Annotated in this window: 9 protein-coding genes; 6 read left to right on the top strand and 3 right to left on the bottom strand. The window is 43.6% G+C overall.

What is annotated here, in order from left to right; all coding sequences use genetic code 11:
* Nucleotides 1-40 precede the first annotated feature (40 nt).
* Entirely contained in the window at nucleotides 41-1,351 is a 1,311-nt protein-coding gene (locus ACL934_RS09955) for a hypothetical protein (RefSeq protein ID WP_374080408.1), read from the top strand.
* On the opposite strand, the gene ACL934_RS09950 is transcribed toward ACL934_RS09955, so the two are convergent.
* Complete coding sequence (locus tag ACL934_RS09950) at nucleotides 1,348-2,700, bottom strand: hypothetical protein (protein WP_374080406.1); 1,353 nt, start codon at nucleotides 2,698-2,700, stop codon at nucleotides 1,348-1,350. The two genes, ACL934_RS09955 and ACL934_RS09950, sit on opposite strands and share 4 nt — an antisense overlap.
* 255 nt (nucleotides 2,701-2,955) lie before the next feature.
* Here ACL934_RS09950 and ACL934_RS09945 point away from each other — a divergent pair, with 255 nt between their 5' ends.
* A complete protein-coding gene (locus tag ACL934_RS09945) occupies nucleotides 2,956-5,997 on the top strand; it encodes an outer membrane lipoprotein-sorting protein (RefSeq protein ID WP_374080405.1) in 3,042 nt (1,013 codons plus the stop codon).
* Nucleotide 5,998: 1 nt separating this feature from the next.
* On the opposite strand, the gene ACL934_RS09940 is transcribed toward ACL934_RS09945, so the two are convergent.
* Nucleotides 5,999-6,727, bottom strand: coding sequence for a substrate-binding periplasmic protein (locus ACL934_RS09940; RefSeq protein WP_374080403.1), 729 nt, complete (start codon nucleotides 6,725-6,727; stop codon nucleotides 5,999-6,001).
* A 28-nt stretch (nucleotides 6,728-6,755) separates the two neighbouring features.
* On the bottom strand, nucleotides 6,756-7,523 hold the full coding sequence (locus ACL934_RS09935) for an MnmC family methyltransferase (protein ID WP_413613486.1): 768 nt from the start codon (nucleotides 7,521-7,523) through the stop codon (nucleotides 6,756-6,758).
* Nucleotides 7,524-7,565: 42 nt separating this feature from the next.
* Between ACL934_RS09935 and ACL934_RS09930 the strand changes: the two genes are divergently transcribed.
* The 4 genes from ACL934_RS09930 (at nucleotide 7,566) to ACL934_RS09915 (ending at nucleotide 13,581) form a co-directional block, all read left to right on the top strand.
* Complete coding sequence (locus ACL934_RS09930) at nucleotides 7,566-8,573, top strand: TIGR01212 family radical SAM protein (RefSeq protein ID WP_374080400.1); 1,008 nt, start codon at nucleotides 7,566-7,568, stop codon at nucleotides 8,571-8,573.
* Between the two features lie 509 nt (nucleotides 8,574-9,082).
* Nucleotides 9,083-11,500: a ribonucleoside-diphosphate reductase subunit alpha gene (locus tag ACL934_RS09925; RefSeq protein ID WP_374080399.1), complete on the top strand. Its 2,418-nt coding sequence runs from the start codon at nucleotides 9,083-9,085 to the stop codon at nucleotides 11,498-11,500.
* A 113-nt stretch (nucleotides 11,501-11,613) separates the two neighbouring features.
* Nucleotides 11,614-12,612: a ribonucleotide-diphosphate reductase subunit beta gene (locus tag ACL934_RS09920; RefSeq protein WP_374080398.1), complete on the top strand. Its 999-nt coding sequence runs from the start codon at nucleotides 11,614-11,616 to the stop codon at nucleotides 12,610-12,612.
* Between the two features lie 6 nt (nucleotides 12,613-12,618).
* A complete protein-coding gene (locus ACL934_RS09915; RefSeq protein WP_413613485.1) occupies nucleotides 12,619-13,581 on the top strand; it encodes a hypothetical protein in 963 nt (320 codons plus the stop codon).
* Nucleotide 13,582 lies beyond the last annotated feature (1 nt).

Below are 13,582 nucleotides of genomic sequence, written 5' to 3'. Positions count from 1 at the left end.
TGTGGTTTAAAAAAATAGGCTATGGTCTTCTATGGAGAGTATGAAAAAGATCCTTTTTGCATTCTTTATTTTACTTTCCAGCTCCTTCAGTGAAGCGGCCCGTTCCACAGAATGGAGTCTGCATATCGACACGAAGTTGGACTTCACCTATTTCCCCGAAATTTATGGAGATAATACCAATCAAGAATTCTACAAATTGGAACTCGACCCCATCTATAGTTGGAAATACAAAGACTCTTGGCGCTTTTATCTAAAACCGACATTTATCGCAGATCCCAATAATAAATCGGATGAAGAAAAATATTTTTTCGACGCAAGTGAAGCCTACATCCGCTACCAAACAGACACAATCTCCCTTAAAGCGGGAAATAATTTGTTTTCATGGGGAGTCACCGATGGCTACAATCCCCTCGATATTATCAACTCCAAACAATACTTTGATCCTCTTCATAGCCGTAAACTTGGAGCCCTCTCCCTCGTTCTGTCTCAAACCTTAGACAACTGGGATTATGAAATTATTTATATTCCCAAGAATCGTGGTTCAATTTTGCCGGGAACAGAAAGCCGCTGGTTGCCTCGGGAAGTTTATGTTCCGACCACACCTGACAATGACATTGTTCTACTTCTGCCAGAAACATTGCGATACAGTTACTCCTCAAGAGAGGACTTAGATAGCGCTCTGGACAATAACGGTGCGATTCGCATTCAACGACGCGGCAGTTTTATTGACTTGGGTGTCAGCTTCTATGAAGGTGCGGCTTCATTTCCCATAGTAGAACCTGCGGTCACGGGAACTATCGTTCAAGTCTCGCCCAAGACTGTTGTGCAAGTAGATCCTGATGTGGTCTTAAATACTAAAAACTACCGCATCCGCCAAGGTGGGTTTACTTTTGTCAGCAATCAATGGGACTTTTTATTTAAGTACGCCACAGCCTATACGCAAAGCCTCGGTGATTATAAAAATTTACCAGGCTGGACCCATGAGAACGTGCTGGGCTTAGAAAAGACATTTCAAATCGGTAGCGACGGCGTTTTGATTGCGATTCTTCAGCACGCTTTTATCTCTTCGGAAAAAGAGAATGATTCAAACCTTTCATATACCGAAATTTTCCGTCGGGCCTGGATGTTAGGCGGCAGAATGACGTGGAAAGAAGTTTGGAATTTTTCGTTATTGGGTCTTTATGACCAGATTCATGGAAGTAATTTCGAGGAAGTTACTATGGGACGAAGATTCTTTGATGCCTGGCTTATATCCGTGACGGCAAGTTTCATTCAAGGCTCCAGCGATACACCTTTAGGGGTGTATGAAAAAAATGATTCATACACCCTCTCGATTTCAAGATCTTTTTAAGGAGCCAACTGCAAAACGATATCTTGATTGGCTGGCGCAATGACCTTTTTAATTTTCAAAGTCAAATCTTCACTTAAAGGAATCGCTGGCACAGCGACAGTCACCGTTTTTCCCCACAAACCACCCACGATGCGATCGCGAATGGTTCCAGACGAGAATCGACGATTCGGTCCATACTTATTCACGTAAGTAGAATCCCACTGTGGTGTGAGCCCCAAGATAGGGTTCACAAAAGTCGCCTGGGCTTTTCCGTTTTCCACTTTCAGTTGTACTTTAGAAGTAAGCGGCATCGTGAAGTTCATAAATGGAACATAGTTCCCACCCTTGGGAGCGTGCATTTTAGAAAGCAGTGTGGACTTCATCTGATATGTTAATCCCGATCCCTGAATATCAATGTCTTTATGAGAGTAGACATCAAAACGGAATTTCGCCGACTTAGAAAAATTTCTTAACTCTGGCCATACAAAGAGTTGCGAGAAACGTGAATTCATCAAGGTGGAAAATCCGGGAACTTTATCTGACGTCACTTGATGCAACCAAGCGTTCGCAGAATAAGCTCTTTTCATAACTTCCTTAACGAAATTGACTGGCAGGCGCAGGCGCGCTTGCTCCGATTTGACGGTTTCAGTATTAGGATCCAACGTTAATATTTTTGTTTCTTGATCCGGAGATCTTAAAAACTGAATTTCAAATCTCCCTTTGACACGGGCCCCGTCCGCCCCGAGATCTTTAAATTCCTCCACACGCATCACCACACTGAGATCAGGACGCGCTACGATTAATTGGCGAGGCTCTGAAAAATCAATCTGCACATTCTGTACATAGTCTTGAACATATTTTTTAATCAACTCTTTTTGGGGCCCTACGAAACGAGCGGAGTCGTTGGCGATCTTATTGATCTCTTCTTTCAATATATCGGCAAACCCTTGGACACCTTCACACTGAATTCCTTGCGAAGTCCAACTGCCCGGCGCCCAAGATAGATTCACGGATTGAACTTCCGTCCCAGCTCGAGAACTGTCCACTGAGGGAGCAACAACAACAGAGAAAGATCCTTGTCCCGGGGCGAGAGTGAGCACCACATTCTTACATAAAGCTTGAATGCGGAAACGCCCTACAATGCCGCCCATTTCTCTTTCGACTATATGATCGACAGAAACTTCACCCATGTGCAGCTCCGCTTGCATATTTTTAGATGTCAACTCAAGAACAGTCTGACCATTTCCCAGAGCAGGTTTTTGCAAATTCGTCTTTATCTTTAACGAAAGTCGTTTCAATTTCACTGGAATTTCTTGTGAAGTGATTTCTTGATCAGGAAATTGCCAGTTTCCTTGAAATTCTTTGTTCACGAGAGATTCCCATTTTTTATCAATGAGATTTTGTTGAAACTGTCTAGGTAGCGATAATTCAAATTCAGAATTAATTTGCGAAATTGAAAATGCATGTGAAGATATAAAGAGTGCAAGCAGCCCAGCCGATAGGCTTGTCATCGTCATCCAATTTGTTTTTTTCATCGTGGTTCCCATCATCTTGTTTTTAGAATACGGCGAGACAGAAAATTTCTAAAGAAACTTGTGAACAAAGAATCGAAAGAAGACATGAGCATGAAGAAAAAGAAAAATGAAAACTCCAATTTCTCCAATTCCGTCAAAAGACTTTCCATCTCGACACTTCTCGTAGTTTTCGTTGTTACAATTCTGAGCCTTTTTGCTCTACCTAAATTGCAGACACAGTACAGTTTGAAGCAGTTTCTTCCTCAAGATAATCCACTATTGAAGAGAGACGAACACACACGACAGCTGTTTCAGCTTTCTGACTCGCAACCTTTCATCATTACAGCAAAGATATCTGACGAGAGCGAGACCTGGTTTGAAAAAGAAAAAGTTCAAAGCCTAGAAAGACTCACAGATCTTCTTTCGCATTTTCCTGGAGTTAAAAACACCCTCAGCTTAGCGACAGTTCAAGGTGCAATAAATAGTGACGATGGTCTAAGTGTCGGGCCTCTTCTGCAAAGCCTGCCCGTGGAAAAATGGCAGAGTGAAACTCTGAATAATCCTTTAATTTCTCCCACTTTAATTTCAAAAGATGCAAAGACCGCTTCGATCATCGTTAACATCAAACCGTTGAACACGCAGGAGCTCCTGCATCTTCGCCAAAACTTAGCAGTGACAGCGAGTGCCGCGGTGCCGTTTTCTCATGTCGAAATTGGCGGGACTCCCGCAGTACAGACAGATGTCGGCGTTTTATTGCAAACGGAAATTCGCAATTTCGTCGTCCTGGGATTTCTCGCGTGCTTTTTAGTTTTGGGACTTATTTTTGCCAATTGGTCCCCGCTTATCATTTCTTTTATCGTGATTCTTTGTTCGAACATCATCGTTCTAGCGATCATGGCGCTAGCGGGATATCCATTTTCAATTCTTTCCAGCACGATTCCAATTCTCACAACGGTGGACGTGGTCTCACTCTGTATTCACACCTTACTCAGGTTTACAGAGGAGAGAAAAAACCAGCCTCATTTAAGTCATCATGAGTTGGTGAACTATACATTTAAAACTTTGTTGGGTCCGAACTTCTTCGCTTCGACAACAACGATGATTGGTTTCTTAGCGCTACTAACAGTTAAAGTTCCGTTAATTCGGGATTATGGCGTAACTGCGGCTGGTGCCATTATTGTCGGCTGGGTTGTCACGACAGCTCTTTTATTTCCACTCTTACACTTCCTTCCTGGGCCGCGGGCTCGCGAATGGGCTTGGAGCAAAGCGCGCTGGGCTCTTTATCTTTTTAGAAGATCCGGTATTTGGGCATTCCTTATTGTCTTGGTTTGCTCGGCCTTAGCTCTTAAAGGGCAAACCCTTTCTTGGTCGGCTCGTCTATTTGATGATCTTCCTACGAATCATCAAGTGCGCTTGTCTACGGAAACTATCGATAAAGAATTAGGAGGCATGATTCCAGTTGATGTGGAGATCAAAGGATCTTCAGATGTTTGGAACGATCCCAAACTCTTAGCAAAACTGGATCAGCTCTTAAGCGACATTCGCGGTATTGAGGGTGTCGGCAGTGTTGTCGGACTCCCTGATCTTATTGCAGCGGCGAATATTCATCACTCCCGACTTCCGGCAAGTCGTTCTTCGACGGCGGAAATCTTTTTCCTTTACTCGCTTTCAAGTAATAGCCCGCTTAAAAACTTTTTAAATACAGACTCATCAAATACGCGGGTTTCCGTACGAACTCGCGATTTGCCAGCCAACGAACTTCACTCGGTAGTGGCTAATATCAAGAGCCTTACGCAAAAGTCGTTTCCAGAAATGCAAGTGGAGGTTTCAGGCATGGGCTCTACAATCCATCATCTGAACAACGAACTTTCCCACGAGTTGATCTTCGGCTTCTGGCAATCCATGGCTGCAATCTGTCTCGTCTTGATTTTCGTCTTTAGGTCTGTTCGTTGGGCCATTGTGGCCTGCATTCCAAACTTAGTTCCGCCGGCCGCACTCTTAGGTTTTCTTGCGATATCACACACTCCGATCAAACCCAGTGTAGCGATTATCTTTTCTATCGCTTTAGGTTTGGCATTTAACAACACTGTTTACCTTTTGGAGCGCCTTCGTTTAATTCAAAAAACTTCCAAATCTAAAAACTTGGAGATCGAAAAAACTTTGTGGAGAGAGGGAAATCCTTGTCTTATATCAAGCATGACCCTTCTTGCGGGATTCTCGGTATTTATGGCCTCGTACTTCGCCATGAATCGCATCTTTGGTTTCTACATGCTTTTGTCGATGCTCGCTGGACTTGTGGGTGATTTGATTCTTCTTCCAACTCTCTTGAAAAGTTGCCCATGGCTCTTGACTTCAGTACCTTGGAAAAAGGAGAAAGTTATGGCTACAGTTTCCGCTTTATTCCTGGCGCTCTTTATTTCGCTGTCACCAACAGCTACGCACGCCCAAACTCCGACAGCCGAAAAAGTCGGTGAAGAGATGAGCCAACGTCTGCGCTCTCGCGATGAAGAGTTTGTTGTCAATATGAAGATCATTGAAGCGGATGGATCTAGTAAAGATCGTCAGATGCGCATTTGGCGATTGAGTCCAGAGAAAAAAGAGCACTATCTTTTGGTGCGCATGCAAAAACCTCAAGATCTTAAAGGCACAGCCCTTTTAGCGACTCTGAAAGGGGAACAGGAAGACAAATGGATCTACTTGCCTTCCACAAAACAGACTCGTCGCTTGACGGGTGAAAGCGGTCAAGGCGGAATCCTGGGTTCGGAACTCAGTGTGGAAGATTTCGATTTTAACCGCGAGCAAGGCGCGCAAAATTCCTTGAAGAAAGAAATCGAAGTAAAAGGTAAAAAATATTATCTTATAGAGAGTGACGTTAACTCTACATCGGCGAATTACTCTAAGGTGGTAAGCTATGTCTCAGCCAGCGACTTTCTTCCAGTAAAAGCCGAGTGCTTTGATAAACAGGGAAAGCTTGTGAAGGTTCTTGACATCACTGGTTATAAGAAGGTCTCTCCGACAAAATGGCGTGCTGGAAAAATCAAGATTCGCAATATGCAAAACAAACGTGGCACGGAAATTACTATTTCTCAGGTAAAAATTGACCAAAATCTAAAAGCCAGCAAGTTTACGCCGAAGTCTTTGGCGGAAGACTAATTTACTCAGCCTCAGTCAACACACGACTGAGGCTGCCATCTTTTTTCATTCCTTCGATCGTCTTAGAGAAAAGCTCCGCTAAGATTTTCCCCTCTTCAGTGTCTTGAAATGCGTAGTAGACGACTTGTTCAGACAAAGGGGATTTTTTATCAAACTCAATCCCCTTTTCTCCACTCAACTGAAGAGCCTTCACGCCTGATCTTTCTTCGACGACGAAAGCGTCAATAGTCCCACGTCCCAGTTTTTTCATATTCAGAACGTCATCTGAAGCAAACTCAAACTTGATCTTTTTATTCTGCACAAGTTCCTTCACGTAAGGATAACGGAAGGTCAGCCCGACTTTTTTACCTTCAAGGTCTTTGATGGTTCTAAATGGTTTATTCGTTTTAAAGAAAACGTAATCCACCTTATAATAAAAAGGCTGAGTTCGTGCTGATAATTTCGGAACGTACACGTCGAGTGCCGGAAAAAATCCATCAACTTTATTATTACTAAACGCAAGAAGCGTTTTCCCTGCAGGATAAACCAAAATACTGATGTCTCGGTTATTGCGTTTTGCGATTTCTTTAGTGAGGTTGATAAAAAGACCTTTGTCGTTATTTTCAACCATTAAGGGAATAGGAAAAGTTGCAAGAACCAGAGGTTTTGCTAGCACGAATACAGGAAACAGCAGAGACGCAACAACGTACCGAATTACTTGCATAACTAAGTAGAAGTTTGTTGGCTTCATTTAGCAAGAGTTTTTCAGCAGAATTAGGTTACAAATTCAATTCGATATTTTTCGCGCCCAAAGTGGAGTTTCGTTTCCCTTGAAAACCTTCGCGGACAAAAACGTCAAATCCTGCCCGACTCAACGCCTGCTTCAGACTGACTCTGCATGCATAAGTAGAAAGAAGACATTGCTCCGCCGAACCTTCTCGCAAAAGTTGAACTAAGAACTCCTCATCCCAAAGATAGGGTGTCGTCTTCGAGCTAAAGGCATCATAGAGAATACAGTGATATTTCGACACCAGTTTTACGTCAGAGGAAAGTGCTGTCTTTATATCTTGCAAATGTTTGAAGTGATGACGAAGGAAAGAAAGAATTTCTGTTTTCCGAATATCGGTTCCGCTTGTGAGAGAATCAAGAACCGCCTCATAAGTTTGCACAACTTCGGAAGCCATGCTTGATGTGTCTCCGTGCAACCACTTAAAAAAGAACTCGCGAAGTTCTGGGACACTTTCATAACTTGTGATCAAACCCACCCGATCGGGTGATTTTTTCAACAACAACGCTTCCCGTGCTATGGTCATTTCGATGTAGCCCAATCCTAAGCCCACAACAAGAAAGTGAGGATTCTCTACTTTTTGGAGAATCGCACGAATGGGATTTCCATAAATCAAAAGCGTTTCCGCACAAGCTCCGCCGGAGTGATGCATGGATTCACCGCGAAATTTAGAGGGGTCTACAGACTCCAGAAGTCGCAAAGTGGGGCTCTTATCCGCTGTTATTTCGATTTCGAATCCAATGTCCTTCCAAAACTTCATTTGATTGACTTCCTGCGATAAAAACTTGTACAAAGGTCCTTCATGGAAAAAGGTTGGCTGGGTCTTCCCTATCATACAATCAGCGAGCACTATAATAAGCTCTTTGGAGAAAAGGTCTATAAGATTCCTGTCTCTGTCGTTGATGATTGCCCAAACCGTCGCGGACTTAAAGGAATGCAGACGTGTGTTTTTTGTGATGTCTGGGGATCTGCAGCCAACGCCGAAAGTCTTTCCATGGAGCTACGCACGCAGATTGAAACTTATCACTCCAAAATCAGTGCGCGCTATAAAGCCAAAGCTTTTTTGATCTACTTCCAAGCCTACACAAATACTTTTACGAAAGTTTCAGCTCTTCGTCATAACTTCGACGTGGCTCTTTCGTATCCTTGGGTGAAAGGTTTCACTCTTGGAACTCGTCCAGACTGTCTTTCAAAAGCCGTTTTGGATTTGTGGCAAGAGTATCACGAAAAATCTTTCGTCGCGGTTGAACTGGGTGTGCAAAGCTTTTTCAACGATCAGTTAGAATTCATGCGCCGAGGGCATACCGCAGAGGCCTCTATTGAAGCGGTTCACAAGATTGCCTCTAACACGAAAGTGGATTTGGGAATTCATCTGATTTTTGGAAACCCTGGCGAAACGGACGAGCATATTGTGAAAACAGCAGAGATCGTAAATACTCTGCCAATCACAAACGTCAAACTTCACAACCTGCACGTTCTTAAACAAACACCTTTGGAAGAGATGTTCCATAGAGGAGAATTCACTCCTATCGACAGAGACACTTATGCTCATCGTGTGGAGTTGTTCTTACAGCATCTTTCTCCGCGCTTTGCTTTACACAGACTGGCTGCTTATTCTTCTCGCTGGGATGAACTTATCGCGCCAGAGTGGACGAAGGATAAAATGGGCACGCACCAGTATATTATCGACTATTTGCGCGCGCAAAAGTCTTATCAGTCCCAAAATTTCGTCACACACAACGAAGAAGACCTTCAGGCGCAAACTGTTCTACAAAAAAAATCGATACCTTTGGCCTCACCGCTTGCTTAGTTTCTGCACAATTTAAGATCGTGTAAGATCAGTACAGGAAATTCCCCGTTTAAAACAGCCGTAGACAGACTTTTCAAGCTAGACTTTGGTTTTACGAGGTAAAATGACAAAGTCTTGCCAGTTTTGTTTGCATTAGAACTGAGTCAAGCAGATCACCGGATCTGCTTAATTGATGAGCAACGTCACAAAAAAGTTGGCGTTAAGTGAAAAAATATTCTTGCAACTTCAGCGAAAGAATTACAGGATCAGAATTGAGATCGATACCCGCCTTATTGATGAGGCACCTGCAAGAGACCCCTAGATATAGGGGTAAGCCGAAAGAAAAACTGACGGCAACTTAAGGGAGGTTCCAAGAGATAACAACTCAGGACCAACAGCTAAGGAATAGCAACTCAGTCTCAAACAATCTTACATCTATATATTGAACCACGACCTGAATTTTTGCGAGGGGCAAAAATCCGGGACGGGGATTTTTTTGCCCAAATGGAACGGGGCAGAGGGGATACACCATGTTGGAAACAACAGCTCACATCATGAGAGTTAAAAAGAGAGATGGCACACTTGAGCCGGTCGACGTGACTAAGATCGTTGAACGCGTGACTCGTAATTGCCAAGGTCTCACACAAGTCGATCCACTTCGCGTGGCGACAAAGGCTATTAGCGGTCTTTATGATGGTGCAACGACAAACGAACTTGATAATCTTTGTATTCAAACAGCCTCTTTGCTGATCGGTGAAGAGCCAGAATATTCTCGTTTGGCTGCCCGTCTTCTTTCTACATATATTGATGAAGAAGTTCGTTCTCAGAAAATTCAATCTTTCGCAGACTCTGTGGCTTTCGGCCATTCAGTAGGTCTATTATCTGAGACGACTTATAAATTCGTTGAAGCGAACAAAGCCGCTCTTTGCGCAGCTATTGAACCTTACCGCACAGACCGTTTTGAGTACTTCGGGCTTAGAACTGTTTACGATCGTTATCTCTTGAAAAACCCAATGTCACGCCAAGTATTCGAGACACCTCAATACTTCTTCATGCGTGTGGCTTGCGGTCTTGCTCAATCTGTTGAAGAGGCTATCGAATTCTATCGTTTGATTTCTTCTCACGATTACATGGCTTCAACTCCGACATTGTTCAACTCAGGTACAACTCGCCCGCAAATGTCTTCTTGCTATCTTTTGGATTCTCCAGATGACGATTTGCAAGCGATCTACAATAAGTACACAGACATCGCTTTGCTTTCTAAATTCGCGGGCGGTATCGGTGTTGCTTACTCTCGCGTTCGTTCACGTGGTTCTTTGATCAAAGGAACGAACGGTCACTCTAACGGAATCATTCCTTGGTTGAAAACAATGGATTCTTCCGTTGCAGCGGTCAACCAAGGTGGAAAACGTAAAGGTGCTGCCTGCGTTTATCTTGAAACTTGGCACGCGGACATCGAGGAATTCCTTGAAATGCGCGACAACACCGGTGACGAAGCAAAACGCACTCACAATTTGAACTTGGCAAACTGGGTTCCAGATTTGTTCATGAAACGCGTTGAAGCTGATGGCATGTGGTCTTTGTTTGACCCACGCGTGGTTCCTCATTTCGTAGACACTTACGGACCTGAGTTCGAAGCGGCTTACGCTGAGGCAGAATCTAAAAAACTTTATGTTAAGCAAGTGAAAGCTCGCGACCTTTACTCTCGCATGATGAAAACTCTTGCGCAGACTGGTAACGGCTGGATGACATTTAAAGACGCTGCCAACATGAAGGCCAACCAAACTGGTGAAGCTGGCAACGTGATCCATTTGTCGAACCTTTGCACTGAAATCCTTGAAGTGACTTCAAATAAAGAAACAGCGGTGTGCAACTTGGGTTCTGTGAACTTGGGTCGTCACGTTGAAAACGGTCAATTCAACTTCGAAAAACTGGCGAAATCTGTTCGCACAGCTGTGAAGTACTTAGACCGCGTTGTTGATATCAACTTCTACCCTATTCAAACTGCTCAGGACTCTAACCACAAATGGCGTCCAGTGGGTTTGGGCGTGATGGGTCTTCAGGATGCTTTCTTCCAATTGAAACTTCCTTTTGATTCAGCAGCAGCTCGTGATTTGTCAGCGAAAATCCAAGAAGAAATTTACTACAATGCTCTTGTAACTTCTTGTGAACTTGCTGAGAAATTCGGAACTCACGGCGCTTACGAACAAACAAAAGCAGCTAAAGGTTTGTTGCAATATGACCTTTGGGGTGTGACTCCTTCTCAACCAGAGCGTTTTGAGAAATTGAAAGAGCGTATCAAACAATTCGGTTTGAGAAACTCTTTGATGATCGCGATTGCTCCAACTGCAACGATCGCTTCTATCGTAGGTTGCTACGAAGCGATTGAGCCGCAAGTATCTAACTTGTTCAAACGTGAAACACTTTCTGGTGAGTTCATGCAGATCAACAAATACTTGGTGTCTGAGTTGAAAGCGATCGGTCTTTGGAATGAAGACATCCGCAATGAAATCAAACTTCAAGACGGTTCTATCCAAGACGTTGTGGCAATTCCTAATCAATTGAAGGAATTGTACCGCACAGTTTGGGAAATCCCGATGAAGTCGTTGATCGACATGGCGGCAGATCGTGGCGCTTACATCGACCAAGCTCAATCTTTGAACTTGTTCATGGAAAGCCCAACAATCGGTAAAGTTTCTTCTATGTACATGTATGCATGGAAAAAAGGTGTGAAAACGACTTACTACTTGCGCTCTCGTCCAGCGACGAAGATCGCAAAAACAACTGTGAAGTCTTCTTCTAACGGAGCTGATCTTTCAGCAACAGCGGCGAACTCAATGGATGCAGCCCCCGTTGCTCAAGACGCAGCACCTAAAAAGACTTACACAGACGCTGAAGTGATCGCATGCTCTTTGGAAAACCCAGAGGCTTGTGAGGCTTGCCAATAAGGCGGCGGTAGCCGCGAAGAGTGAAGGCGTCCTTCGGGACGCCGGAACTGAATCAGCGACAGTGGTCGCGTAAATAGCTCTCATGGAGCAAACACTTTTTTTCGGAGTACGTTATGATTCTAGATCCCGGCTTTAACTTAACTTTGCGCCCAATGAAATACCCTGTTTTTTACGAAATGTACAAAAACGGTATCAAAAACACATGGACTGTAGACGAAGTCGATTTCTCTACAGACCTTGTTGACCTTCATTCAAAAATGACTCCGGCAGAAAGACATTTGATCTCTCGCTTGGTGGCATTCTTTGCAACAGGTGACTCTATCGTAGGGAACAATCTTGTATTGAATCTTTACAAGCACGTGAATACGCCTGAAGGCCGCATGTACTTGTCTCGTCAACTTTATGAAGAGGCATTGCACGTTCAATTCTACCTCACTCTTTTGGACACTTATATTCCAAATCCAGACGAGAGAGCGGAAGCTTTCTCAGCGATTGAAAACATTCCTTCTATCAAGAAAAAAGCAGACTTCTGCTTTAAATGGATGGATTCCATCAACGAAATCGACACTCTTCAAACAAAAGAAGACCGCCGTCGTTTCTTGATGAACTTGATCTGCTTTGCAACTTGCGTTGAAGGCTTGTTCTTCTATGCGGCGTTTGCTTACGTATACTTCTTGCGCTCTAAAGGTTTGTTGTCAGGTCTAGCGTCTGGAACAAACTGGGTTTTCCGTGACGAATCCATGCACATGGCATTCGCTTTGGAAGTGATCAAAACAGCTCGTAAAGAAGAACCAGATCTTTTCAATTCTCAAATGGAAGACATGGTTACGCAAATGCTTGAAGACGCCATCGAGTGTGAGATGGAATTTGCGAATGACGTTCTTCAATTGGGTGTGGCAGGTCTTTCTCCAAAAGACATGCGCCAATATCTTGAGTATTGCGCAGACCAACGCCTTGAGAGCTTGAACATCGCTCCACGCTACAACGTGAAAAATCCATTCGCGTTCATGGAGCTTCAAGATATGCAAGAACTTGCTAACTTCTTCGAAAGACGTGTTTCTGCTTACCAAACTGGTATCAGCGGTTCTGTTTCTTTCGACGAGACTTTCTAAGGACGTGTGAAAAACGCCGTCTTCTGGTCTCTTTTTTTTCTGATCTGTATGGGGGTAGGATTTCTTCACGGAGTTCTACCCCAAGGCCTTTCTAGAAGCTACTTTATCAGTCCCACCAAAGTTCAGGTTCTAACCACAGATGAAATTTTCTTTCATCCGGAACTTCGCGAACGCCTTGAAGATGAACTCAATGTTAAGTTCTCTGTCACTATCACTCGTGATTGGGACGCGATTCTTGCTAACACAGTTTCAAGTCCCGCTGTGGATTTAATCTTTCTTCCCTCTTTTTGGGCCAGTACTTTAGCACATCAAAATCTTCTGGCCGATATTGCGGGACCACGCAAAGAACTCTTACAACGAGTGGCCTCCGACTTTACTGGAAAATATCAGGAAGGTTTTTACTTTCTGCCTTTTTATTGGATGAAGACCGGTATCAAAACTCCGGGAGGAGAATCTTTTCCTGAGTTTTTAAAAAATAAAAAAGAGTCCGTTTTATTCTTGCTTGCCGACGAAGATCTTTTACTAAAACACTTCCAAGTCTGGAAAGAACAAGGTCTTTGGGATTTAGTTGCACAAAAGAAGATTCTTACTTTGCAGTTAGATCAATTGTTGCGTGAACTTCCTAAAGAAGGCGCTATGGAAGCATCTTTAACGAAAGAGTTTAAAGGCAGTTCCCATCCACAGCTCAGTGCTCTTCTTATGTGGGGTGCTGTGATTCCTGCTAATTCGAGTCAGAAGAATCTTGTGCTGGAAATTTTAGGCACTCTGACAACACCGGAGTACCAGGAAAGCACGCTCCTAAAGACACCGTTTAACTCGACTTTTTCTACCGTCACGGGAAATGAAATTCCTCTGCAAAGACGAGCGGACTTCATTCGCGACTTGCAACTCAAAGACACATTGATTCTTGAAGGCAAAGATCAGGACGCTAAGATCAAACTCAAAAACGATTTCAATTTTATTCTTTAAA

Source organism: Bdellovibrio sp. HCB-110 (assembly GCF_047323225.1).
Taxonomy (GTDB): domain Bacteria; phylum Bdellovibrionota; class Bdellovibrionia; order Bdellovibrionales; family Bdellovibrionaceae; genus Bdellovibrio.
Note: the sequence above shows the minus strand (reverse complement) of the source record. Positions and strands in the feature narration are given on the sequence as shown.